The 23484-nt window shown below is 73.5% G+C and carries 19 protein-coding genes and 3 pseudogenes; 8 read left to right on the top strand and 14 right to left on the bottom strand.

Features of this window, described 5'->3' with window-relative positions; genetic code table 11:
• Window positions 1-4: 4 nt before the first annotated feature.
• The 6 genes from STBA_RS00455 to xylB all read right to left on the bottom strand — a co-directional run bounded on the left by STBA_RS00455 (window position 5) and on the right by xylB (window position 6978).
• Window positions 5-1342: a carboxyl transferase domain-containing protein gene (locus STBA_RS00455; protein WP_077057331.1), complete on the bottom strand. Its 1338-nt coding sequence runs from the start codon at window positions 1340-1342 to the stop codon at window positions 5-7.
• On the bottom strand, window positions 1339-2781 hold the full coding sequence (locus STBA_RS00450) for an acyl-CoA synthetase (protein WP_077057330.1): 1443 nt from the start codon (window positions 2779-2781) through the stop codon (window positions 1339-1341). Before STBA_RS00450 ends, STBA_RS00455 begins: the two co-directional genes overlap by 4 nt.
• 39 nt (window positions 2782-2820) lie before the next feature.
• A complete protein-coding gene (locus STBA_RS00445) occupies window positions 2821-3591 on the bottom strand; it encodes a DUF4239 domain-containing protein (protein ID WP_077057329.1) in 771 nt (256 codons plus the stop codon).
• 9 nt (window positions 3592-3600) lie between these two features.
• Window positions 3601-4233: a hypothetical protein gene (locus STBA_RS37515; RefSeq protein WP_171987611.1), complete on the bottom strand. Its 633-nt coding sequence runs from the start codon at window positions 4231-4233 to the stop codon at window positions 3601-3603.
• A 94-nt stretch (window positions 4234-4327) separates the two neighbouring features.
• On the bottom strand, window positions 4328-5503 hold the full coding sequence (locus STBA_RS00435) for an ROK family transcriptional regulator (RefSeq protein WP_077063002.1): 1176 nt from the start codon (window positions 5501-5503) through the stop codon (window positions 4328-4330).
• A 41-nt stretch (window positions 5504-5544) separates the two neighbouring features.
• Entirely contained in the window at window positions 5545-6978 is a 1434-nt protein-coding gene (gene xylB, locus STBA_RS00430; protein WP_077057327.1) for a xylulokinase, read from the bottom strand.
• 112 nt (window positions 6979-7090) lie between these two features.
• Here xylB and xylA point away from each other — a divergent pair, with 112 nt between their 5' ends.
• Window positions 7091-8263 carry a xylose isomerase gene (gene xylA / locus STBA_RS00425; RefSeq protein WP_077057326.1) on the top strand — a complete coding sequence of 391 codons (1173 nt, stop codon included), beginning with the start codon at window positions 7091-7093 and terminating at the stop codon, window positions 8261-8263.
• 29 nt (window positions 8264-8292) lie between these two features.
• Here xylA and STBA_RS00420 read toward each other — a convergent pair whose 3' ends face one another.
• Both STBA_RS00420 and STBA_RS00415 read right to left on the bottom strand, forming a co-directional pair.
• On the bottom strand, window positions 8293-9339 hold the full coding sequence (locus STBA_RS00420; RefSeq protein WP_077057325.1) for a LacI family DNA-binding transcriptional regulator: 1047 nt from the start codon (window positions 9337-9339) through the stop codon (window positions 8293-8295).
• Between the two features lie 255 nt (window positions 9340-9594).
• Window positions 9595-10491 carry an aldo/keto reductase gene (locus tag STBA_RS00415; protein ID WP_077057324.1) on the bottom strand — a complete coding sequence of 299 codons (897 nt, stop codon included), beginning with the start codon at window positions 10489-10491 and terminating at the stop codon, window positions 9595-9597.
• Window positions 10492-10626: 135 nt separating this feature from the next.
• Between STBA_RS00415 and STBA_RS39185 the strand changes: the two are divergent.
• A pseudogene (locus STBA_RS39185) lies at window positions 10627-10808 on the top strand (LysR family transcriptional regulator); the annotation flags it as partial.
• Window positions 10809-10953: 145 nt separating this feature from the next.
• A pseudogene (locus tag STBA_RS00410) lies at window positions 10954-11166 on the top strand (LysR substrate-binding domain-containing protein); the annotation flags it as partial.
• A gap of 279 nt (window positions 11167-11445) precedes the next feature.
• On the opposite strand, the pseudogene STBA_RS00405 reads toward STBA_RS00410, so the two are convergent.
• From STBA_RS00405 to STBA_RS00390, 3 genes and pseudogenes are all read right to left on the bottom strand, one after another.
• A pseudogene (locus STBA_RS00405) lies at window positions 11446-12017 on the bottom strand (alpha/beta fold hydrolase).
• 142 nt (window positions 12018-12159) lie between these two features.
• Complete coding sequence (locus STBA_RS00395; RefSeq protein WP_079251614.1) at window positions 12160-12444, bottom strand: hypothetical protein; 285 nt, start codon at window positions 12442-12444, stop codon at window positions 12160-12162.
• A gap of 118 nt (window positions 12445-12562) precedes the next feature.
• Window positions 12563-13537, bottom strand: coding sequence for a TerC family protein (locus tag STBA_RS00390; protein WP_077057321.1), 975 nt, complete (start codon window positions 13535-13537; stop codon window positions 12563-12565).
• 89 nt (window positions 13538-13626) lie between these two features.
• On the opposite strand from STBA_RS00390, the gene STBA_RS00385 reads away from it, so the two are divergent.
• Window positions 13627-14115, top strand: coding sequence for a YbaK/EbsC family protein (locus STBA_RS00385; protein ID WP_077057320.1), 489 nt, complete (start codon window positions 13627-13629; stop codon window positions 14113-14115).
• Window positions 14116-14221: 106 nt separating this feature from the next.
• Window positions 14222-15451, top strand: coding sequence for an MFS transporter (locus STBA_RS00380; RefSeq protein WP_077057319.1), 1230 nt, complete (start codon window positions 14222-14224; stop codon window positions 15449-15451).
• On the opposite strand, the gene STBA_RS00375 is transcribed toward STBA_RS00380, so the two are convergent.
• Window positions 15435-17741, bottom strand: coding sequence for a glycoside hydrolase family 95 protein (locus STBA_RS00375; protein ID WP_077057318.1), 2307 nt, complete (start codon window positions 17739-17741; stop codon window positions 15435-15437). The genes STBA_RS00380 and STBA_RS00375 overlap by 17 nt on opposite strands.
• Window positions 17742-17869: 128 nt before the next feature.
• Window positions 17870-18238: an ATP-binding protein gene (locus STBA_RS00370; protein ID WP_253194470.1), complete on the bottom strand. Its 369-nt coding sequence runs from the start codon at window positions 18236-18238 to the stop codon at window positions 17870-17872.
• Between the two features lie 224 nt (window positions 18239-18462).
• Between STBA_RS00370 and STBA_RS00365 the strand changes: the two genes are divergently transcribed.
• From STBA_RS00365 to STBA_RS00355, 3 genes are all read left to right on the top strand, one after another.
• Window positions 18463-19329 (top strand): helix-turn-helix transcriptional regulator, encoded by an 867-nt coding sequence (locus STBA_RS00365; RefSeq protein WP_077057316.1) that lies wholly within the window; start codon window positions 18463-18465, stop codon window positions 19327-19329.
• Window positions 19330-19332: 3 nt separating this feature from the next.
• The gene (locus STBA_RS00360; RefSeq protein ID WP_077057315.1) at window positions 19333-19569 is read left to right on the top strand and encodes a DUF397 domain-containing protein; all 237 of its coding nucleotides are present in this window, start codon (window positions 19333-19335) and stop codon (window positions 19567-19569) included.
• An 85-nt stretch (window positions 19570-19654) separates the two neighbouring features.
• Window positions 19655-20467, top strand: a complete 813-nt coding sequence (locus tag STBA_RS00355; protein WP_079251612.1) for an SAM-dependent methyltransferase — start codon at window positions 19655-19657, stop codon at window positions 20465-20467.
• Window positions 20468-20528: 61 nt separating this feature from the next.
• Here STBA_RS00355 and STBA_RS00350 read toward each other — a convergent pair whose 3' ends face one another.
• Complete coding sequence (locus STBA_RS00350) at window positions 20529-23465, bottom strand: glycoside hydrolase family 2 TIM barrel-domain containing protein (RefSeq protein ID WP_077057313.1); 2937 nt, start codon at window positions 23463-23465, stop codon at window positions 20529-20531.
• Window positions 23466-23484: the final 19 nt, after the last annotated feature.

Below are 23484 nucleotides of genomic sequence, written 5' to 3'. Positions count from 1 at the left end.
GAGGTCAGGCCGGCTCGGCGGGCACGATCCCGCGGGCGATGCCGAGGTCCACCAGGTCCTGCGGGCGCAGCCGCAACTGCTCGGCCGTCGTGGGTACGTCGTCCGGCCCGCGCTTCAGGATCGCCACGGCCCGCTCCGGAGCGACGACCGAGTAGTAGCTGTCCGGCGTCACCCACGTGTGCCCCGGGGAGGTGAGCGCCACGGCACCGCCGGAACCGCCCTCGCCGACGAGCAACGTCGTCACCGGGATGCGGCAGCCGGCCACGGCCGTGATGGTCTCCGCGATGGCCGCCCCCACCCCGTCCCGTTCGGCCTCGGCGTCGTTGGCCGCGCCCGGGGTGTCGACCAGGCTGAGGACCGGGACCGACAGCCGGTCCGCGAGCGTCACCAGGCGCGACGCCGCGCGGAACCCGGCCGGCCGGGTGGCGGCGCCGCACTGCGCGACGTACGCGACGCTGCGGCCGTCGCGCATCCCGAACCCGCACAGGAGACCCGGATCGGTCCCGCCCAGTGGCGCCCGCTCCGCGAAGTACGCCCCCAGGTACGCCTCCGCGCCCGGGCGGTCCGCCTCCCGCGCGCGCCGTACGGCCTGCCAGCCGCTGTCCGGGGGCGGAACGGCCCGCAGCGCCCTGGGCGGCGTCACCGGTCCCGCCGCGGGCGTGGTGAGCAGCCGAAGCCAGCGCGCCGCAACGGTCCCGAGACCGGCGGCGGGCACGATCTGGTCGACGTGGCCCGCGGCGAACTGTGCCTCGGCCGTGTAGGCGTCCGCATCGGCCCCGGGCGGCCTGGTCCGTGACCCGGCGAAGCCGATCTGGGCCCCGGGCAGCGCCACCCGCACGTCCGCGCCCGCGCCGAGAGTGGCCCACCCGCCACCGGTGACGGGCCCGGCGAGCACCGCCAGGTGCGGCAGCCCGGCTGCCCGCAGCCGGACCATCTGGCGCGCGATCCGCTGCAACTGGGTGAGGGCGCACATGCCTTCCTGGATGCGGCTGCCGCCGCTGGCGATCAGCGACACCACCGGAAGCGAGAGGTCGCGGGCGGTGATGAAGGCGTTCTCGATGCGCGCCCCGGTTTCCTCGCCGATGGAGCCGCCGAGGAAACCGAACTCGAAGGCGATCAGCACCGCCTCGGTGCCCCCCACATCGCCGATCCCGCAGACCACCGACTCCGGCTCGCCGGTGCGCGCCCGGGCCCGGGCCCGGGCCTCGCCGTAGCCGGGCCAGCCGATCGGACCGTCGGCCGCGGCCGCCTCGGCGGCCCTGGGCAGCTCGGTGAACGCCGGCGTCAGCGCCGCGATCAGCTCCCGCGCCGGAACGGCCCGGCCGGTGACGGCCGCTGTCACGCCAGCTCCTTCTTGAGGACCTTGCCCATGTCGTTGCGGGGCAGCACGGCGAGGAACCTGACCTCCCGGGGGCGCTTGTGGGAGGCGAGCTGCCCCGCGACGTGGTCGGTCAACTCCTGCGCGGAGGGCGGACTCGTCTCGTCCCGCGGCACGATCCAGGCGACGACGCGCTCGCCCAGGTCCGGATCGGGGGCCGCGGTGACGGCGGCCTCGGCGACACCGGGGTGGGTCAGCAGCACGTTCTCGATCTCCCCGGCCCCGATCTTGTAGCCGCCGGACTTGATCAGGTCGGTCGACTTGCGGCCCACGATCCGGTAGCACCCGGCCGCATCGCGCGTGGCCATGTCGCCGGTGCGGAACCAGTCGCCGTCGAACGCCTCCGCGGTGGCGTCGGGCCGACCCAGGTACTCGGTGAACAGATTCGGCCCGCGGACCTGGATCTCGCCCACCGTCTCGCCGTCGCCGCCCGTCACCGGCCGGCCCGACTCGTCGACCAGGCGGACCTCGACCCCGGGCAGCGGCACCCCGACCGTGCCGGTCGCGGGCGGCGCGTCCGCGCGGACGCTCGTGTTCATCATCGTCTCGGTCATGCCGTACCGCTCGATGACCCGCCGCCCCGTAGCAGCCTCGATCCGCTCGTGGTCGGTCCGCGGGAGCGGCGCCGAGCCCGAGACCAGCAGCCGCGCGCCGGACAGCGCGGCGGCGATCCGGTCGTCCGCCCCGGCGGCTTCGGCGAGCCGGTGGTACATCGTCGGCACACCGAACAGCATGGTGCCGCCGTCCGAGAGCGCCTCGGCGACGCCTTCGGGCGAGAAACGACCGAGATGGCGCACGGTGCCGCCGCGCCGCAGCGGTCCCAGCACGCCAAGTACCAGCCCGTGCACGTGGAAGAGGGGCAGTGCGTGGACCACGACGTCCTCCCCGGTCCACTGCCACGCGTCAGCCAGCGCGTCCAGCGTGGCGGCCACCGCGCGGCGGGGGACGACGACCCCCTTCGGCGGTCCTGTGGTCCCGGAGGTGTACACGATCAGCGCCGGGTGCTCGGGGCCGGGCTCGGGCGGCGCTCCGCCGTCCGGCTCCTCCCCGGGTGCCAGGGCGGTGTCGAGCCGGGGGAGCGCGGCCAGAGCCTCGGGCAGCACGGCCCCCGGCGGCGCGAGTACCAGCGACGGCGCGCTGTCGGTGACGATGTGGAGCAACTCGCGGGCGCCGCTCTTCGGGTTGACCGGGATGACGGGCACACCCGCCAGGAGGCAGGCGACGGCAGCCACCGCGGTCTCGGGCGCGGGGGTGGCCCACACCGCGACGCGGCCGTGCCCGGCCAGCCGCCGGGCCAGGGCGACGGCCGCCGCGTGTAGCCGGGCGTGGCTGAGTATCTGGTCGCCGAAGTGCAGGGCGGGCTTGGCCGAACCGTCGGCCAGCTCCGGAAACAGTGCGCTCATTCGCATCATGCTAGAGCCTGGGGCCGCGGCCACGTCGGCTCATCCGCCGCTGACGGCCTGCGGAAACAGCGCCCGGAACGCCTCTCCGGAGTCGCCGACGCCGTGGGCGAACGGATTGTCGAAGTACCAGACCAGAAACAGCAGAAAGGCGATCAGCGCGCTGAACATTCCGGCCAGCAGCAGCTCACGTCCGGAGCGTTGGATCTGGAGGGCGAACACCATGCCCACCGCCACCGCGGCGCCCGCGATCAGACCGATCCACACCACGACAGGCATCGTCGGCTTGGCGCTCTGCCCGCGGCCGACCCGGGCCTCGTCCGCGGCGGCCACCTGGTCGATCATCCCCTGGTAGGCCTGGATCTCGCTCACGGTCTCCGGCTCCTGGCCCAGTACGGAGGCCCGCAGCTGCTTGAGCAACTCGTCGCCTTTTTCGGTCAGTTCGCCGTTGTCAACCATGTAGGACCACTCGTCGTCCACCGTGTGGGCGACGTAGGCGTCCACGTCCGAGCGGATGCCGTCACGTATGCCGGCGGAGAACACCGCGGCGCGTTCGCTGACTTCGTGCAGGGCCTGCGCCTCCTGCCGGACCCACTCGTCCGCCGCGCCGCGCGCCTCCCAGACGCCGGCGATGGCCAGGCCGAGCACGATGGCGTACACCACGCCCATCATCATCGTCATGTACTCGATGACGTCCGGTGTTTCCGAGGGATCGTCGTCATCCCCGGCCCGCCGTTGCCGCATCACGACGGCGACCAGAACGACCAGGCAGGTGGTGATGACCACGAGGGTCAGCATGAGCCAATCGGACACCGGGACCTCCTAGGAGCCGCCGGAGCGGGGGCCGGAACGGGAACGGGGGTGCAGCGCCGCCGCGGCCAGCACGGCGGGGGCCACGATCAGGAGCGTGCGGGCGGTGAGCGAGCCGTCCCCGGCGGGTGGCTCGTCGTCCACCGGAAGCCGCAGGGCAGCGGACAGTGAGGCGGGCGAGGGGGACGGCGGGGGCGGTTCGGGAGCGGCCGGCGGTGACGGAGACGGCTCCGGCTCCGGCTCCGGGGACGGCTCGGGTTCCCGCTCCGGCTCCGGCTGCGGCGGCGGCGCGGGCGGCGGGGCTGCCGGCGCGGGCTCCGGCTCCTGGGGCTCGGGCGCGGGCGGCGGACTCGGCGGCTCGGGCTCGGGCTCGGGCTCCGGCGGGGGAGAGGGCGTGGGCGGTGGCGTCGGCTCCGGCGGCGGAGTCGGGAGCGGCGGCGGGGTGGGCACGGGCGGCGGGGTGGGCACGGGCGGCGGCGGGGGTATGGGGCACGGCGGCAGCCACGGGAACGGCGGTGGCCAGGGCCAGTCGCCGAAAGCCGGTGCGGGCTGGGCCGATGCGGCTCCGGGCCCCGCGCCCACCACGATCAGCGCGGCGCAGGCGGCTCCGGCGCCCGCCCGGAGTGCGTGCAGCCTCTTCTTCACGGGGCGATCCTGCGCCCACGCCGTGTGCGGCATGAGGCTCTTGCCGGTAATTCGCCTGATCGGGTGAAGGCGGGGGTCGGATACGGCCTCGGGGTCAGCTCCGCAGCAGCCCGGCTGGCTCGTCGAGGGCCGCCCTGACGGCGAAGCGCGCCGCGCCGAGCAGCGGCCCGTCCGGGCCGAGCGGCGAGGCCGTCACCGGCACCGGTGTGCTCCGGCCGCCGGCGGCGACCGCGGTGCGCCGGGCCAGCTCCCGGCCGACGGGCGGCAGCAGCCACGGCGCGAGCCTGGCGAGTGAGCCGCCGATGACCACCTGCCGGGGATCGAGCAGATTGACCGCGCCCGACAGCGCGATGCCCAGGGCGGTGCCCGCCTGCTTGACTGCGCGCAGCGCGTCCCGGTCGCCGGCCTCGCAGCGCTCGGTCAGCGCGCCGAGCCGGACGCCAGGACCAGGTTCCAGTCCGGCGGCGCGCAGCACCGCCTCCTCGCCCGCGTAGGTCTCCAGACAGCCCCGGCCGCCGCAGGAGCAGGGCCTGCCTTCCGGCCGGACCGGCAGGTGGCCCAGCTCACCCGCGAACCCGTGGGCGCCGCGGAGCAGTTCGCCGTCGAGCACCAGCGCCGAGCCGATGCCGATCTCGGCCGAGACGTGTACGAAGCTGTCGGGCCCGCCTTCCGGCGGCACGTGGTGGGCGGACCACAGCTCGGCCAGCGCGCCGAGGTTGGCCTCGTTCTCCACGGTGACCCGGCCGAGATCCGTGGGCAGCGCCGCGGCCAGGTCCGTGCCGTGCCAGCCGAGGTTGGGCGCGCGCAGCACGGTGGCGGAGTCCCGGGCGACCAGGCCGGGCACGGCCACCGTCAGCCCGGCCGGGCGCAGGCCGAGGCCCGCGGCCCGCTCGGCCGCGGTGTGCAGCATGCCGCCCAGTGCGTGCAGGACGACGGCGGGGTCGCTGCCCTGGTTGCGCGTGGCGTGCACGGCCCGCACGCGCACGTCGCCGCGCAGGTCCATGACGCACACCGCCAGGTGGTCCACGCCGATTTCGGCGCCGACGCCGCACGGGCCGCGGTCGGTCAGGAGCAGCTGGGTACCCGGCCTGCCCACGCTTCCCGACCGGCCGGGACCCTGCTCGACGAGGAGGCCGCCGCGCAGCAGTTCGTCGACGAGCGTGGAGACGGCGGCCCTGGTCAGGCCGATCTCGGCGGCGACGGCGGCGCGGGAGAGCGGCCCGCCCGCGGCCAGGGTGTGCAGCACGCGGGAGAGGTTGCGCTGCCGCATCTCGTGCTGCGCCTTCGGCGCGGGCTGGGCCACGGCGTTCCTCAGCGCCGCCGCAGCAGCGCGTCCGCGTCGCTGAGTGCGGCGTCCAGCCTGGCCAGCGCCTTCTCGTCGCGGGCGACGGCCGGGTATTCGGGACCGGCTGCGGTGTCCCATTCCCGCGCGACCGCGGCGGGGTCGCGGCCGAGCAGCAGCCCGGCAGCCTGCGCGGCGGCCCCGAGGGCCACCAGCTCGTCGGCGCGCGGGACCTTGACCGGGCGGCCGGAGAGCCTGCGTACGGTCTCCCGCCAGGCCGTGCCACGAGCGCCGCCGCCGATGAGCAGGATGGGCTCGCCGGGGTCGGCGGAGTCGTCCAGCACCAGGTCGAGGGCCCTCAGCAGCGCGAACACGGCGCCGTCGTAGGCGGCCTGGAGGACCTGACCGCCGGAGGTCGCGTGCACGAGCCCGTGCACCAGGCCGGTGGCGTACGGCAGGTCGGGGGTGCGTTCGCCGTCCAGGAACGGCAGCACGACCGCGGAGCCGCCGGGCTCGGTGGCCTCCCGGTCCAGGCCGAGGAGGGTGGCGAACCGGTCGACGGCCTGCGTGCAGTTGAGGGTGCAGGCCAGCGGGAGCCAGCCGCGCCATGCGTCGGCGAAGCCGGACACGATGCCGCTCGGGTCCGCGGGCCGCTGTTCGCTGACGGCGTAGACGGTGCCGGAGGTGCCGAGGCTGAGCACCGGGCGGCCCGGTGCCAGGCCGAGACCGAGGGCGCCGGCCATGTTGTCCCCGGTGCCCGCGGCCACGAGGATGCCCTCGGGCAGGGGCAGACCCTTGGCCACCGTGCCGGCGGGCTCGCCCGCGCCCACGACACGGGGCAGCAGTTCGGGATCGAGGCCGACCCGGCCGAGGATGTGCTCGTCGTAGCTCTCGGTCGCGGTGGACCACCATCCGCTGCCCGAGGCGTCGCCGCGGTCGGTGGTGCCGCCGTGCAAGCCCTGACCGGTCAGCCGCCCGGTCAGGTAGTCGTGGGGCAGCCGCACGGCCCGGGTGGCGGCGGCGGCCTGCGGCTCGTTCTCCCGCAGCCAGGCCCACTTCGTCACGGTGAACGAGGGCGGCGGCACGCTTCCCGTGCGCCGTGCCCACTCCGCCGGCCCGCCCAGCTCGTCGATCAGCCGGTCGCGCTGCGGTGCGGACCTGGTGTCGTTCCACAGCAGCGCATTGCGCACGGGGCGGCCGTCCGCGTCGAGCGTGACCAGGCCGTGCTGCTGCCCGGCGACGGAGACGGCGGCGGCCTGCCGGGCGGCGGGGCCGCACTGGCCGACGGCCTCGGCCAGCGCCCGCCACCACTGTTCCGGGTCGCTGTCGTGCTCGTCGGTCACCACGTGCGGCGCCTGTCCGCGCGCCACAACGGCGCCGGTGGCGGTGTCCACCACCAGCGCCTTGGTGGACTGCGTGGAACTGTCCACGCCGACGACGAGGGGTCCATCCGGTGCAGCCATGAGCGCGGTCCTCTCTGACAGGCCGGTGTAGGGGCCTGGATTCCCCAGGCGTGCCTGTGCATACTAATTTGTCAACGGCCATGACGAAATACTGGGGAGCCGAGGAGCCGCCATGTCATTCCAGCCCACACCCGCGGACAAGTTCAGCTTCGGTCTGTGGACCGTCGGCTGGCAGGGCCGCGACCCGTTCGGGGACGCCACCCGCCCCGCCCTCGACCCGGTGGAGTCCGTCACCAGGCTGGCCGAGCTCGGTGCCTACGGTGTCACCTTCCACGACGACGACCTGATCCCGTTCGGCGCCTCGCAGAGCGAGCGCGAGGGGCACATCAAGCGGTTCCGGCAGGCGCTGGACAGCACCGGGATCGTCGTGCCGATGGTCACGACCAACCTCTTCACGCACCCCGTCTTCAAGGACGGCGCCTTCACCGCCAACGACCGCGACGTGCGCCGGTACGCGCTCCGCAAGACCATGCGCAACCTGGACCTCGCCGCCGAACTGGGCGCCGAGACCTTCGTGGCCTGGGGCGGCAGGGAGGGTGCGGAGTCCGGCGGCGCCAAGGACGTCAGGGCCGCACTCGACCGCTTCAAGGAGGCGTTCGACCTGCTGGCCGAGTATGTGACCGAGCAGGGTTACGGGCTGCGCTTCGCGCTGGAGCCGAAGCCGAACGAGCCGCGCGGCGACATCCTGCTGCCGACCGTCGGCCACGCCCTGGCGTTCATCGAACGGCTGGAGCGGCCCGAGCTGTTCGGGGTCAACCCGGAGGTGGGCCACGAGCAGATGGCCGGGCTCAACTTCCCGCACGGCATCGCCCAGGCCCTGTGGTCGGGCAAGCTGTTCCACATCGACCTGAACGGGCAGAACGGCATCAAGTACGACCAGGACCTGCGCTTCGGCGCCGGTGACCTGCGATCCGCCTTCTGGCTGGTGGACCTGCTGGAGTCGGGCGGCTACGAAGGGCCGCGCCACTTCGACTTCAAGCCGCCGCGCACCGAGGACTTCGACGGCGTGTGGGCCTCCGCCGCCGGCTGCATGCGCAACTACCTGATCCTCAAGGAGCGCGCCGCCGCCTTCCGCGCCGACCCGGCCGTGCAGGAGGCGCTGCGCGCGTCGCGCCTCGACGAGTTGGCCAGGCCCACCCTGGAGCCGGGCGAAAGCCCGGCGGCGCTGCTCGCCGACCGTTCGGCGTTCGAGGAGTTCGACCCGGAGGCCGCCGGCCGCCGCGGCATGGCCTTCGAGGCCCTGGACCAGCTGGCGACCGACCACCTGCTGGCCGCCCGCGGCTGACGCGGGAGGGCCGGCGCGAGCGCCCCCGGTCAGGCGGCCGGGGGCGCCGTGCTGTCCCGCACCACCAGGCGGGTCGACAGTTCGGTCCGCATGCCCTCGGGGCGGTCGCCGTCCAGGAGGCGCAGCAGCAGCCGCAGCGCTGCCGCGGCCATCTCGGACAGCGGCTGCCGCACGGTCGTCAGGGCCGGCGTCGCCCACACCGCCTGCGGCAGGTCGTCGAAGCCGACGACGCTCACGTCCCGCGGCACGCGCAGGCCGCGTTCGCCCAGCGCCCGTACCGCTCCGAGCGCCATCGCGTCGGAGCACGCGAACACGGCGGTCGGCGGCTCGGGCAGCGCCAGCAGATCGAGCATCTGCCGCCCGGCACCCGCCTCGTCGAACGACCCGTACCGCACGTACTCGGGTGGCACCTGCAGCCCGGCGGCGGACATGGCGGAACGGTGGCCCGCCACGCGCCCGGCGCCGCACGTGCGGTGCCGGGCGCCTCCGATCACCGCGATCCGCCGGTGCCCGAGGCCGATCAGGTGCTCCGTGGCGCTGACCCCGCCCTGCCAGTTGGTGGCGCCGACCGAGGGAATGTCCGCCGGCGGATCGGCCACCGGGTCGATCATGACGCAGGGGATATGGCGCTGCTCCAGCCACGCGTGCTGAGCGGCATCCAGTTCTTTCACGTGGAGCAGCACCCCCGCCGGGCCGTCCGCCGGGCCGCGCGCCGACAGCCGTTCCAGCCAGCCGCGCCCGGGCCCGTCGCCGCGCGCGCCGGTAAGTGCCGCGGAGATCACCACGCCGAGCCCGGCCTCGTGCGCCGCCTGGTCCACGCCATGCAGGACGGCGCCCGCCCGCGGACCGGCCAGGTCGTGCACCACCAGGTCGACGAGGTCCGGCCGGCGGTGCGCGGGCGGCCGCTGGCGGCGCACGTAGCCGAGCCGGTCGAGCACCTCGGTGACCCGGCGGCGGGTCTCCGGTGCCACATCCTGGCGGCCGTTGGCGACCTTGGAGGCCGTGGGCACGGAGACGCCCGCCTCTCTGGCCACGACCGCCAGGGTGGGTCCACCCGATCCCGTGGCACGGACCATGCGAAACCCCTCTCGCCCGGCGAGGGCCCGAAACTTTCGGATATCGCGCGAAGGCCCGCCGAAATATCGGCCGAGTGGCAGGCTTCTCTTACGTTAATGCCGCCCCAAGTGACTGTGAAGACCCGGGGAGTGGCAGTGACGGCGGCCCCGAAATAAAGAAAGCCATCGCTCGAAATACCGAACGGCGAAGGGGGAAGTCCGGGCGAAACGGCGCTATTTCAGCACGTTCGCGAATGCGGAAATTGCCGGCCGGGTTCAGGGGGCGGCGGGGGAATCCGCGCCCGGACCGCCGAAGACCGCCGCGTCGAGCCGCGCGAGCTGGTCCGCCGACAGGGCCAGTCCGGCCGCCGCGGCCGAGTCCCGTGCCGTCTCCGGACGGCTCGAACCGGGGATCGGCACGACCACGGGCGAGGCGGCCAGCATCCAGGCCAGGCAGACCTGGTGCGGGCTGGCTCCGAGCTCCGCCGCCACTTCGCCGAACGCGGCGTGCCGCTCGCCGAGTTCACCTGCGTTCGTGATGCCGCCGAGCGGGGCCCAGGGCAGGAACGCCACGCCGAGGTCCGTGCACAGGTCGAGTTCGGGGCGGCTGGAGAGGAACGCGGGGGAGTACTGGTTCTGCACGCCGGCCAGCCGGCCGCCCAGCACGTCCTGCGCCTGGCGGATCTGGCCGGGGTCGGCGTTGGAGATACCGGCCAGCCGGATCTTGCCCTCGTCCAGCAGCTCCGCGAGTGCCCCGATGGAGTCCGCGTAGGGCACCTCGGGGTCCGGGCGGTGGAACTGGTACAGCCCGATGGCCTCCACCCCGAGCCGGGCGAGGGACTGCTCGCAGGCGCGCTTCAGGTCCTGCGGCCTGCCGTGCTTCTGCCAGGTCCCGTCGCCCGGCCGCCGCAGGCCGCCCTTGGTGGCCACCAGCACGTCCGCACCCGCGGGGTGCGTCGCCAGGGCCTTGGCAACGAGGCGTTCGTTGTGGCCGACCTCGTCGGCGTGAATGTGGTAGGCGTCGGCGGTATCGATGAACGTCACGCCCGCCTCCAGCGCTGCGTGCACGGCCGCCAGCGAGCGGGCCTCGTCCGGCCTGCCCTCGATCGACATGGGCATTGCCCCGAGCCCGATCGCGCTGACCTGGACGGAGCCGATGCGACGCGTCTGCATGGGAAAGCCCTTTCGCAAAGAAGTGGTTCACGGACCGTGCCGGCCTCGGGGCGGGCACCAGGCGATCCTCACCCCGCGGCTTCCATCTGTCCAATAGAAGAAGGTGCACCGACTGATCGCCTGACCTTCTCAATCGTGGAGATCCGGCAGCGGGAGTACGTCATCGCCGTGGCGGAGGAGCGTCATTTCACCCGCGCCGGTCTGTCCGCCTCGGTGCGCGCGCTCGAACGCGGGCTGGGCGCCCGGCTGTTCTGCGCAACACGCGCAGCGTGGAGCTGATCGGGGCCCGGCGCACCCTGGCCGGCAGGGCGGCTCGCGGTCGCCGGCCGAGGACGTCGCGGCCGGCCGGCCGGCTCGGCCTCGCCTTCGTCGCGCTGTGCGGGCGTCAGCCGCCGCCGGGTGTCCCATGGTGCTGCTGTGTGTCCGCCGGGCCACGCCCTCCGTGGCCGCGAGCGCGCCGAGTGGGCGGAGCTGAGCGGCGAGACCTTCATCGACTTCGCCCCCGACTGGGGCGCCCGCGCGCTCCGCGACCGCTCGTTCGCGGCGGCCGGGGTGAGCCGCACGGTCGGTCTTGAGGCGAACGACGTGCACGGCCTGCTCGACCTGCTCGGGCACGGCCTCGGCATCGCCCTCGTGCCCCGGCATATCGCCCGCGAGCCGCAGGCCGCGGGCCTTCGGGGTGGTGCGGCTGCCGCCCTCGGCCACCGCGGTGGGGACCGCATCGGTCGGCGCGCCCGCGCCGGACGCGACGGGCCCGGCCGCGCAGCGGAGGGCCGGCGGGGCGAGCGGAGCCAGGAGGTCCAGGAGGGCAGGGGGGGACCGGGTTGGCACCGCCCGAGCGGCCCGCGCAAGGTCAGCGCGGGTCCGCGCACCATTCCCGCAGCAGCGCCGCCAGCCCGGCCGGGCGCTCCTCGTGCAGGTAGTGGCCGCGGCCCTGCCACAGCACCACGCGGGTCAGGGGGTGTGCCACCGTGGTGCGCTCCCATGCGGCGGCTGCCGGGGAGGCGTGTACGGACAGCGCGGGCACCTGCGGCGGCGCCGGTACGCCTCCGCGGCGGGGCGCAGCCCGAACGCGCCGGGCGCCAGGTACATCCCCTCGCGGTAGCGGGCCGGCAGCTCCGCGTCCATCGCGGCCATCGGCCGCTCGTGCCGCTCCCGCACCGCCTGCGGAGTCGTGCCGCCGCAGGCACGGCGCACGAACGCCACCGCCATCGACGCCCCCTCGCGGCGCAGCGCCTCCTGCTCCGCCGGCAGCCGCGCCGCCTCGGACAAGTCGCCGCCGTAGCCGGCGGTCACGGTGACCAGGGACCGCGCCAGATGCGGGTGCTCGACGGCGAGCGCCGTCACCACCTGCCCGCCCATGGAATGCCCGACCGCGATCACCGGGCCGGTGCCCCGGTCCTTCAGCCACCCGGCCAGATCGGCCGCGACGTCCCGCGGGGTGCACCGGTCGTGCGGCGCGGGGTGCCGCCGTGCCCCGGCAGGTCGGGGACGAGGAGCCGGCGGTGCGGGCCGAGCAGCGGCATGAGCGGAGCCCGGTCGCCGCCGTCACCGCCCCAGCCGTGGACGAGGAGCAGCGGCGGCCCGGCGGCGTCCGGCGGCGTTCCCGAATCGACCGCGGCGGGTGTGAGTATCGGATGCACGTGATCGCTCCTGCTCACCGACGGCTCACGATCCGTCGCCGTCGTCCTTCTTCCTGCGGAACCAGCGCCGCTTGCGCTGCCGGGGCGGCCGCTCGCGCCTGCGCCCCGAACCGTGCACCCAGCCAGCGGGCGGCTCGTCGGACCGCCAGGGCTGCGGCGCGGGGCCGCCGTCCTTCCAGCGCTCCCTCAGCATGCGGGTCCTGGCCGTCGGCTCCTGCACTTCCGCGTCGCGCACGAAGCTCTCGTCCAGCACCACGTCGTCCCACTCGTCGCGCTGCGGGTCGTTCTCGCCCTTCGGATCGGTGCCCATGAGCTGTCTCCCGTCCACCCGAGATGCGCGGAATCCCCGCGAGGTCAACGCCTCGCGGGGTCCCGTGGTTCCTGTCGTCGGTGGCGTGGCCCGGCCGGGCCACGCCACCTCGGTTGCCCTATGAATTGCTCTCCGACGCCTTGGCGCGCTCCTGCTCGCGGCGGGAGGCCATCAGGCTGGTCACCGTGGTGACGACCAGCACCACGCAGATCACGCCCAGCGAGACGAAGGTGTTGATCTCCGGGACGTGCACCCCGGACTCGTGCAGGGCGTGCAGCACCAGCTTCACGCCGATGAAGCCGAGGATGATCGACAGGCCGTAGGAGAGGTGCACCAGCTTCTGGAGCAGGCCGCCGATCAGGAAGTACAGCTGGCGCAGGCCCATCAGCGCGAAGGCGTTGGCGGTGAAGACGATGTAGGCGTCCTCGGTCAGGCCGTAGATCGCCGGGATGGAGTCCAGCGCGAAGAGGATGTCGGTGCTGCCGATCGCCAGCATCACGATCAGCATGGGCGTGATCAGGCGACGGCCGTTCTCCTCGATCCACAGCTTGGTGCCGTGGTACTGGTCGGTGGAGGGCACGCGCCGCTCGACCATCTTGAGGAAGCGGTTCTCCTCGTACTCCTCGTCCTCCTCGTTGCTGCGCGCCTCCTTGACCAGCTTCCAGGCGGTCCAGATGAGGAAGGCGCCGAAGATGTAGAAGACCCAGGAGAAGTTGGCGATCAGGGCGGCGCCCGCGGCGATGAACGCGCCGCGCAGCACCAGTGCGATGAGCACGCCGATCAGCAGCACACGCGCCTGGTACTGCGCGGGCACCGCAAACTTGGTCATGATCAGCACGAAGACGAAGAGATTGTCCACACTCAGGGACTTCTCCGTCACATAGCCCGCGAAAAATTCACCGGCGGGCGTGCCACCCTCCATGAGCAGGAGCGCAAGGCCGAACAACACCGCCAGCACGATCCAGATGATGGTCCACGTCCCGGCCTCTCGGAGCGACACTTCATGGGGCTTGCGCCCGAAGAAGAAGTCGACGGCGATGAGTGCACACAGCACCAGCACCGTGAGCACCCACATGGTCAACGAGACGTCCACTGTTCCTCCGGTCTTCCGCTTCCGTTCGATCAAACTGTCCGGCGAAATGCTTGGCAGGGCACATCGGAGGGCCGCTAGGGTCCCCGTTCATGACTGCGTCCGCCACCACTCATCCCCGGTTCGCCGCAGCCCTGGCCGCCCTTGGGCTGAACGGCATCGAGACCCGTTCCTTCCCAGCGGCGACCCGCACTGCGGCCCAGGCGGCCGAGGCGATCGGGTGCAAGCTTAATGGAATAGTAAAGTCGCTCGTGTTCGAAGCGGATAAGGAACCCGTACTGGTGCTGATGGACGGCGCCTCCCGCGTGGACACCGAGCGCCTGCGCGCCGAGCTCGGCGCCGCCCGGGTGCGCCGGGCCGATGCCACCACCGTGCGCGCGGCCACCGGCTACGCCATTGGGGGTGTTCCACCGTTCGGCCACGTCACCCCGCTGCGCACGCTGGCCGACCGCGGCCTGCTCGGCGAGGAGGTCGTGTGGGGCGCGGCCGGCACCCCGCACACCGTGTTCCCACTGTCCCCGGCCGCCCTGATCGCGCACGCTGGCGCCACCCTGGTCGACATCGCGGAACGTCCGGCGTGACGCGCCGGTGATGCCCACGGCGCGGGCCGCGGCCCGGCCTCGCGCGTTACGGGCCTGCGCGTTATTCGAGTGCGGGGCGGCGGGCCGACCGGCAGGATCGGGCCTCATGGGGCAACCTGCCGCGGGGCTGCGGCTCTACCGTGACATTTTCCGGATACCGGGCGCCCGGGCGTTCGTCGGTGCGACCCTCGTCGGCCGGCTGCCGATGTCGACGCTGTCCCTCGGCACCGTCTTCCTCATCACACACGTCACCGACAGCTACGCCGCGGCCGGGGCCGTCGCGGCGGGCGGCGCCCTGTGCTACGCGCTGGTCGTTCCCCAACTCGGCTACGCCGTGGACCGGTTCGGCCAGCGGCGGGTGCTGCGTCCGGTGGCCGCGGCGTTCGGCCTGGCCGGCACGCTCTTCGTGCTCGCGGCCCAACTGGCCGCCCCCGGCTGGCTGCTGTTCGCCTCCGGCGCGGCGTTCGGCGCGCTGATGCCGCCGCTGTCCGCACTCGTGCGGGCGCGCTGGAGCCATCTCGCGGCCGGCGACGCCGGTGGCACCCTGCTGCGCTCCTCCTATTCCTTCGAGTCGGTGGCCGACGAGCTGATCTTCGTCGTGGGCCCGCTGCTGATCGCCGCCGTCGTGCTGATCCACCCCGCGGCCGGGGTGGTGACCGTCACGCTCTTCGGGGTGACCGGCTGCCTGCTGCTGGCCGCCCAGCGCCGCACCGAGCCCCCGGTGCTGCCGCGTCCCGCCGTCGGCGGCCGCGCACTCTCCTCGACCGGGCTGCGCCTGGTGTGCGGCGTGTACGTGTGCACCGCCGCGATGTTCGCCGGGTGGGAGCTGAGCACCATGGCGTTCGTCGACGAGCACGGCGAGCCCTGGATGGTCGGCGGCGTGATGGCTACCTACGCCCTGGGCAGCGCGGTCGGCGGCCTGTGGTACGGGACGCGGGAGTGGCGGCTGCCGCTGGACCGCCAGTTCCTGCTCGCGCTCGCCGCCGTCGTGCTCGGCACGGGGCCGCTGTGGGCGATGCCGAGCGTGGCCGCGCTGTGGATCTTCTCCCTGTTCTCCGGCATGCTCATCGCCCCCACGGTCATTGCGGGATACAGCCTGGTCCGGCAGGGCATGCCCGCGGGGATGCTCACCGAGGGCATGGCCTGGATGTCCACCGCGGTGGGCATCGGCCGCGCCCTCGGGGTGCTCGCCGTGGGCCTCGTCATCGAGGCCCACGGCGCCCGCTGGGCCTACGCGCTCACCCTCGGCTGCGGCTGTGCGGGGCTCGTCGTCGCGCTGTCAGGTCTTGGCCGGCTGCGGGCGCTGGCCACCGCCCGTTTCACCGACGCGGCCTGAGCACGTAGTCGGCGCCCGCGCGCGTGGGGAATTCCAGCAGGCCCGGTGCGGGCCGCGTGGCCTCGGCCGGTGTGCCGTCGCCGCTCTCCACCTCCAGGTCGGCCGCCGAGCGGACGCGGGCGACGCGGCCGAGCCGGGACGTCACTCGGGCCTCGGCCAGCGCGCCGCCCGACCAGTTCAGCGCCACCTCGAAGCCGCCACGCGCCAGCAGGCCGCGCACCCGCCCCTCGGGCAGGGCGCCCGGCAGGGCCGGCAGCAGGCGCAGTTCGCCGGTGTGGCTCTGCACCAGCCATTCGGTGATGCCTGCGGTGGCCCCGAAGTTGCCGTCGATCTGGAACGGCGGGTGCAGGTCGAAGAGGTTCGGCGCGGTGCGCTCGGGGGTCAGCTGGTCCGACAGCAGCTTGAACGAGCGGTCGCCGTCGGCGAGGCGCGCCCAGAAGTTGATCTTCCAGCCGAGGGACCAGCCGGTGCCCGCGTCGCCGCGCTGTTCCAGCGTGACCCGGGCGGCCTCGAACAACTCGGGGGTGTCCGCCGTGATCTGGTTGCTCGGATGCAGCCCGTACAGGTGCGAGACGTGCCGGTGGTCCTGCTCGGGGGCCTGCGCGTCCCAGTCCTGCTGCCATTCCTGCAACTGTCCCCGGGCGCCCACGCGCATCGGCGGCAGCCGCCGCGCCGCCGCCCGCGCCTCGGCCCGCAGCTCCTCGTCGACGCCGAGCAGGCGCCCGGCCGCGTCCACCGCGCCGAAGAGGTCGCGCAGAATCTGCCCGTCCATCGTCGGACCCGCGCACAACGAGCCGCCGTCGCCCGGGTGGTGTGCGTTCTCGGGGGACACCGAGGGGCACGTGACGAGGTGCCCGCTGCCGGGGTCCTCGACGAGCGTGTCCAGGAAGAAACGGGCCGCGTCCGCAAGTACCGGGTAGTGCTCGCGCAGGGTCGCCATGTCGCCGGTGAAGCGGTAGTGCTCCCACAGCGACATCGCGAGCCAGGCGCCGCCGGTGGGCCACATGCCCCAGAACGCGCCGTCCACGGGGGCCGTTCCGCGCCAGGCGTCCGTATTGTGGTGCGCGACCCAGCCGCGCGCCCCGTAACTGTCGCGCGCCGTGCGCGCCCCCGACTCCCGCAGTTCCCGGAGCAGGGTGAACAGCGGCTGCCAGCAGTCCAGCAGGTTGGCGGGCCCGGCGGGCCAGTAGTTCATCTCGGTGTTGATGTTGATGGTGTACTTGCAGCCCCACGGCGGGTCGGTCATGTCGTTCCACAGGCCCTGGAGGTTCGCCGGCTGGGTGCCGGGCCGGGAGCTGGCGATCAGCAGGTAGCGGCCGTACTGGAAGCACAGCGCGGCCAGTTGCGGGTCGTCCCCGTCCGCGAAACCGGCGATCCGTTCGTCCGTGGGCAGTGCGGCCGCGTCGGTCGCGGGCACCTGGAGGTCGGCCCGCCCGAACAGCTCGCCGTGGTCCGCCACGTGCCGCTCGCGCAGCCGGGCATAGGTCAGGGACCCGGCCGCCGCCAGATCGCGGTCGGCCCGCGCCTGCGGGTCGCCGCCGAGGTCCTGCCACGAAACGTAGTTGGTCCCGGCCGAGACGAGCAGCGTCACCGCATCGGCGCCGTCCACGCGCAGTTCGCCGTCGCGGGAGGTCACCGTGCCGCCCTCGGCGACCGCGCGGGCCAGCGCGGTGAACCGCACCCGCCCGGCCACCCCGCCGGAGTCCTCGCCGCGTCCGGCCAGCGCGATGGTGGCCGCGTCGGGGGAGGAGGTGCCGGTGGCCAGCGGACTGCCGAAGGCGGCGGTGAACGTGACCGCGCCCGGCGTGTCCGCGGTGAGCCTGACGGCGATCACCTGGTCCGCCGCGGTCGCGAACACCTCCCGCCGGTGCCGCACACCGGTGCGGGAGAACTCCACCGCGTGCACCGCGGTGGCCAGGTCCAGCTCGCGCCGGTAGCCGGAGACACCTTCGTCCTCGCCCGCGGGGAAGGCCAGCCGCAGGCTGCCCACGGTCTGATAGGGCGGCTGCTTGACCGGAATGCCCATGAACTCGGCGTCGATCAGCCGCTGCGCCGCGTCCCACTCGCCCGCGAACACCAGGCGGCGGATCTCGGGCAGCGCCTCGCGCGCCCCGGGATTGTCGAAGACGTGCGGGCCGCCGGCCCACACGGTGTCCTCGCTGAGCTGGAGTTCCTCCGTCGCGGTCCCGCCGTACACCATCGCGCCCAGCCGGCCGTTGCCGACGGGCAGGGCCTCGAGCCATGCGCGGGCCGGTCGGGGGTACCACAGGCGGTGCGGAGTCGTGGACATGCGGCGGGCCTCTCGACGCGTACGGCAGGGGCGGCCGGACCGCGCCCGTTCGATATGGTGAACGCCGTTCGGCATCCAGGGGATTGTGCCATTTTCGCCCCTGTCGCGCGCCCCCCCGTGCACCGCGCTCAGGCGTGGGCGGGACCCAGGGGCAGCTCGGCCCAGACGATGTGTCCCTCGCCCGCTTTCCCCGGGCGCACGCCCCACAGCTGCGCGAGCGCGCACACGAGCAGCAGGCCGCGCCCGCCCTCCTCGTCCTCGCCCGCGCGCCGCACCCGGCGCTCCGGTCCGCTGCCGGCCCCCGTCACGGCGACCCGGAGGCGCGGGCCGTCGATGCGCAGCTCGCAGCCGACGATCTCGCTCGCGGTGTGCCGCAGCGCGTTCGTCACCAGCTCGGACAGGATCAGCGTGGCGTTCTCGCAGGTCTCCTCGGGTGTCCGCCAGGCGACGAGCTGACGGTGCGCCCGCCTGCGGGCCTCGGCTGCCGAGGTGTCCACCGCCGGCAGGAGGAACCGGAGTCGCTCGTTCGACTGAACCGCGCTCCCCGTTCGCATGAGCGGCTGAGGGTGTGAGGAGAAAACCACCGTCCTACTGTGCGGGCTGTCCCTCTCATCCGGCAAGAGGCATCCTGCAAATTACAAAATCGTCGGTAGCAGACTGTCGAGCACGCTGATGGCATGGCACACTGCTTGACCATGGCGGCAGTTGAAGGGGGGTGCTAGTGGCGGGCGGACAGGCCAGCGGAGCGGCGACCGTGTTGCGGCTCGTGCTCGGCAAGCGACTTCAGGACCTCCGCGAGGCGGCCGGCGTCTCGTTCGACGAGGCGGCGCGGGCCCTCGACGTTACGCACGCCACCATTCGCCGGATGGAGAAGGCCCAGGTCGGGCTGAAGATCCCGTACGTGGAGAAGCTCCTGCGGATCTACGGGGTGACCGACCAGGAGGAGATCGAAGGCTTCCTGCACCTGGTCCGCGAGGCCAACCAGCCCGGCTGGTGGCACCGTTACCGCGACGTGCTGCCCGACTGGTTCACCGCGTTCGTCAGTCTGGAGGCCGAGGCCGACCAGATCCGTGCCTACGAGCCGCACTACGTACCCGGCCTGCTCCAGACCGAGGCGTACGCCGCGACCGTGCTGCGCGCCGGACTGCCGCACGCGCCCGCCGAGGAGATCGAGCGACTGGTCGCGCTACGCCTGGCGCGCCAGGAGTTGCTCACCGGCAAACGGCCGCCGCTGCTGTGGATTGTCCTGGACGAGACCGTGCTGCGCCGGCCCATCGGCCGGCCCGACGTGATGCGCGACCAGATCACCCGCCTGATCGAGAGCACCGCCTCGCCGCACGTGAGGCTGCAGATCATGCCGTTCTCGGCCGGGCCGCATCCCGCCATGTACGGGCCGTTCCACCTCTTCCGGTTCCCGCTGCCCGAGCTGTCCGACGTCGCGTGCGCGGAAAGCCTGGCCGGCGCCGCCTACTTCGACCAACGCGACGACGTGTCCGCGTTCCGGGAGGCGCTGGACCGGATGTGCGCGCAAGCTGCGCCAGTGCACCGCACCGAGGCCATCCTCAGTGGTATTCGCAAGGAGATCTGAACCATGGATCGCATTTACAACGGCATGCCCGCGAAACACCTCGGCACGGAGGGCTGGGCCAAGCCGTGGAGCGGCGGCAACGGCGGGAGCTGCGTCGAGGTGATGAGGCTCGGGGACGGGCGGGTGGCCCTGCGGCAGTCGACCGATCCGGACGGACCTGCACTGATCTGCTCGCATCACGAGATCCAGCGATTCATCCAGGGCGTGAAATCAGGGGAGGCCGATTTCCTGCTGGTATGACCGCGCAGGAGAGCAGGCACGGTGTCCACCCACGGGGGGGCGGACACCGTGCCTGCACGACACGGACGAAGAGACGGAGCACGGTGTGAGCGAAGCGGGCTTCACGGCCGACCAGATCGACACCAGCCGGCCCCACCCGGCCCGTATGTACGACTATTATCTCGGCGGCCAGGACAATTACGAGGTCGACCGGGCCGCAGCCGAGCGCGTCATCCAGCTGCTGCCCGACATCAAGCTCGCCGCGCGGGAGAACCGCAGCTTCCTGCACCGCGCCACCAAGGCCGTCGCCCGTCGCGGCATCCGGCAGATCATCGACATAGGCACCGGCATACCGACGTCGCCCAACACCCACGAGGTCGCCCGGTCCATCACCCCGGACGTCCGGGTCGCGTACGTCGACAACGATCCGATCGTCAGCGCGTACGCGGGCGCCAAGCTCGTCAACGACGGGAACGCCGCGTTCGCCCTGGCCGACCTGCGCGACCCGAAGGCCGTGCTGGAGAGCCCCGCGATCAGCAGGCTGATCGACTTCGAACAGCCGGTGGCGCTCCTGCTCGTCGCGATCCTGCACTTCATCGAGGACGCCGCGGACCCGGGCGGTATCGTCCGCGCCCTGACCGAGCCGCTGCCCCCGGGGAGCTGCTTGGTCCTCAGCCACGGCACGCTCGACTTCCACGACGAGAAGCAGATCGCGGCGGTGCGCGAGGTGTACTCGCGCGCCACGGCGAGCCTCACGCTGCGTCCGCGCGCCGAAGTCGCCGCATACTTCGACGGGTTCGACGTGCTGGACCCGCCCGGCCTGGTCCAGCCGCCGTTCTGGCAGCCGGAGAGCCCGGTACCCGACGACCCGGAGCTGCACGGCCTCGGCTTCTACTGCGGCGTCGGCGTCAAGCGCTGACCGGCCCATCGGGGACGCGGTGTGCCGTCGGCCGGAGTCGGCGGCACACCGCTCCCGGCCGTCAGCCCCCGGCCGTGACCTCGCGGAACCCGAGCGAGAACTCGGCGGTGCCCGCGTGCAGGTAGTACTGCGGCAGCGGGCCGGGACCGCAGGACTGACTGCCGATGCCGTGCTGGCCGTGGTCGAGGTTCACCCACACCGTGTCGCCCGGCGCCAGGTCCGTGGTGTGCTCCGCGGCGTCGAGCTGCTCGGAGGTCCAGCGGCGGGCGGTGAACCAGAACGGCGCCGAACCGGCGGTCATCCGCAGCCCGTGGCCGTCCCCGTCCCGCAGCTCGGCCCAGCGCACGTCCGCCCGCGCGCCGTTCTCCTGGGGGCGCACGTACGGCGTCTGGAGCGCGTCGACCGTGGACGCGTACCGGCCGAGGCGGGAGGCGGCCCGGGTGTCGGGGTACGCCTCGCCGGGGCCGCCGCCGTACCAGGCGGCCTGTGAGAACGCGGCGGGCAGTCCGAGGCGCAGCCCGAGCCGCGGCAGCGGGCACGGCCATGCGCTGTCCGGCGTGACCGACACGGTCAGCCACAGCTCGTCGTCCGTGGCCGTCCACCGGTAGTCGGCGCGCAGCCCCAGCTCCTCGCCCGCCGGGGCGACCCGGGTGCGCACGGTGAGCGCGTCGCCGGCCAGGTCGACGCCGTCGATGCGGTGGCGCATGCGGTCCAGGCCGAGTTCGCGCCAGCGCATGCCGTACCTGGCGTCCTCCTGCCAGGACGCACCGAGATCGTTGTCGGTCGGCGCCCGCCAGACGTCCAGGCGCGGTGCCTGTGCGGGCGTGAGGCCGCCGAGGCGGAGCAGACGGCCGTGGGCCGCGTCGAACGAGGCCGGGCCCAGGTCGATCCGATTCCCGGCACGGCGGCCCGGCACGGCCGGGGCGGCGGGGGCGCGCCGCGGCTCGGCCCCGCCCGCGGTCACCTGCCCCCAGGCGACGACGTGTCCTTCCGCGGCCCAGGCAGTGTCCCGGGCGAGCACCGCGCGCACGGTCCTGACGGCCTCGCCGCCGTCCGTTCCGCCGGGCGCGGGCGGCAGCTTGACGTCGGCGGACTCGCCCGGCGCCAGCGGCGGCACGTTCAGCCGGCCCTCGGCCAGCCGCTCGCCCTCGACCTCGTGGACCCATTCGAAGGCGAGGTGGGAGGTGTCGGCGAAGTCGTGCCCGTTGGTGACGGTGACCGTTCCGGCACCGGCGTCGCCGGTGATGCGGACGGGCTCGATGACCTTCTTGAACTCGATCAGGCCGGGGGAGGGAGTGCGGTCGGGGAAGAGGAGGCCGTCGCACACGAAATTGCCGTCGTGCAGCTCCTCGCCGAAGTCGCCGCCGTAGCCGAAGTAGGTGCGCCCGTCGGGTGTCTGCTTGGGCAGGCCGTGGTCGATCCACTCCCAGACGAAGCCGCCCTGGAGCCGTTCGTAGGTCTCGAACAGCCGCTGGTACTCGGACAGGCCGCCGGGCCCGTTGCCCATGGCGTGGGCGTACTCGCACAGCAGGAACGGCAGCGAGCGGCGGTGCGCGTCCAGCTCGGGATCGGCCAGCGGCGGCTCCTCCCTGCGGCCGATCCGCTCGACCTCTTCGTGCGAGGCGTACATGCGGGAGTAGAAGTCGCTGTCGGGGTAGTCGGAGTCGTTCTCGTAGTGGATGGGGCGTGACGGGTCGCGGTCGCGTATCCAGCGGGCCATGGCGCCGAGGCCCGCACCCGCGCCGCATTCGTTGCCCAGCGACCAGATCACGACGGAGGGGTGGTTCTTGTCGCGTTCGACCATGCGGCGGGCGCGGTCGAGGAGGGCGGGGGTGAAGCGCTCGTCGTCGACCGGGTTGCCGCGCCAGTCGGGGAAGAAGCAGAAGCCGTGGGTCTCCAGGTCGCACTCGTCGATGACCCACAGGCCCAGCTCGTCGCACAGGTCGAGGAACGCGGGGTGCGGCGGGTAGTGGCTGGTGCGGACCGCGTTGATGTTGTGCTGCTTCATCAGCAGGATGTCCTGGCGCATGGTGGCCTCGTCGACCGCGCGCCCGGCCTGCGGGTGGAATTCGTGCCGGTTGACCCCGCGGAAGAGGATGCGACGGCCGTTGGCCTTGAACACGCCGTTCTCGATGCCGACGGTGCGGAAGCCGATGCGCAGGGGGATGCGCTCGCCCGCCGTGGCCAGTTCGGCGTTGTACAGGCGGGGAATCTCGGCCGTCCACGGCTGGACGGGGACGGCCGTCTCCTCCCCGGTGGCCAGGTCGACGCCCAGCTCGGGAACGGTGACGCGGCCGCCCGGCTCGGCGTCCACGCGCAGGGTGCCCCGGCCGGTGGTGTGGTCGTAGCCGGCGTGGACGAAGAAGTCGGCCGGTGCCTGCCGCGGGCGGTGCAGGAGCGTGACCTCGCGGAAGATGCCGGGCAGCCACCACATGTCCTGGTCTTCCAGGTAGCTGCCGGCCGACCACTGGTGGACGCGGACGGCCAGCACGTTGCCCGTGGGGCGCAGGAGCGCGCCCACGGCGAACTCGTGGGGCAGGCGGCTGCCCTGGAACGTGCCCAGCTCCTCGCCGTTGAGCCACACCCGCGCGGCGGACTCCACGCCCTCGAAGCGCAGCACGCTCTCGCCGTCGGCCGGCCAGTCGGCCGGGAGGTCGAAGACGCGGCGGTGGTCGCCGGTCGGGTTCTCGGTCGGCACCCGGGGCGGGTCGACGGGGAAGGGGTAGCGGACGTTGGTGTAGGCCGGGGCGCCGTGCCCCTGGAGGACCCAGTGCCCGGGAACGGTTACCTCGGACCAGCCCGCGGTGTCCGCTCCGTCCGCGGTGAATCCGGTGTCCGCCTCCTCGGCGGTGCCGGAGAGCCGGAAGGCCCAGGTGCCGTTGAGGGCAAGGCGGGCGGCATCGGACGCGGCGTACCAGGCGCGGGCGGGAAGCGAGCCGCTGCCGGGCGACGGGTCCTCGTAGTAGGGGAGCCGGTCGTCCTCGGGCCGGGTGTCCATGAGTCTCCTCTGACGTGCG

The sequence above is a fragment of the Streptomyces sp. MP131-18 genome (genome assembly GCF_001984575.1).
GTDB classification, from domain to species: Bacteria; Actinomycetota; Actinomycetes; order Streptomycetales; family Streptomycetaceae; genus Streptomyces; species Streptomyces johnsoniae.
The sequence above is the reverse complement of the archived record's forward strand: the minus strand, read 5'-3'. Positions and strand labels throughout refer to the sequence as shown.

What these genes read in the sequence shown, in the direction of transcription:
- STBA_RS00450 (WP_077057330.1), bottom strand. Translation starts at nt 2,781, where the DNA reads ATGAGCGCACTGTTTCCGGAGCTGGCCGACGGTTCGGCCAAGCCCGCC.
- STBA_RS00435 (WP_077063002.1), bottom strand. Translation starts at nt 5,503, where the DNA reads ATGCGGCAGCGCAACCTCTCCCGCGTGCTGCACACCCTGGCCGCGGGC.
- xylB (WP_077057327.1), bottom strand. Translation starts at nt 6,978, where the DNA reads ATGGCTGCACCGGATGGACCCCTCGTCGTCGGCGTGGACAGTTCCACG.
- xylA (WP_077057326.1), top strand. Translation starts at nt 7,091, where the DNA reads ATGTCATTCCAGCCCACACCCGCGGACAAGTTCAGCTTCGGTCTGTGG.
- STBA_RS00420 (WP_077057325.1), bottom strand. Translation starts at nt 9,339, where the DNA reads ATGGTCCGTGCCACGGGATCGGGTGGACCCACCCTGGCGGTCGTGGCC.
- STBA_RS00415 (WP_077057324.1), bottom strand. Translation starts at nt 10,491, where the DNA reads ATGCAGACGCGTCGCATCGGCTCCGTCCAGGTCAGCGCGATCGGGCTC.
- STBA_RS00395 (WP_079251614.1), bottom strand. Translation starts at nt 12,444, where the DNA reads ATGGGCACCGATCCGAAGGGCGAGAACGACCCGCAGCGCGACGAGTGG.
- STBA_RS00385 (WP_077057320.1), top strand. Translation starts at nt 13,627, where the DNA reads ATGACTGCGTCCGCCACCACTCATCCCCGGTTCGCCGCAGCCCTGGCC.
- STBA_RS00380 (WP_077057319.1), top strand. Translation starts at nt 14,222, where the DNA reads ATGGGGCAACCTGCCGCGGGGCTGCGGCTCTACCGTGACATTTTCCGG.
- STBA_RS00375 (WP_077057318.1), bottom strand. Translation starts at nt 17,741, where the DNA reads ATGTCCACGACTCCGCACCGCCTGTGGTACCCCCGACCGGCCCGCGCA.
- STBA_RS00360 (WP_077057315.1), top strand. Translation starts at nt 19,333, where the DNA reads ATGGATCGCATTTACAACGGCATGCCCGCGAAACACCTCGGCACGGAG.
- STBA_RS00350 (WP_077057313.1), bottom strand. Translation starts at nt 23,465, where the DNA reads ATGGACACCCGGCCCGAGGACGACCGGCTCCCCTACTACGAGGACCCG.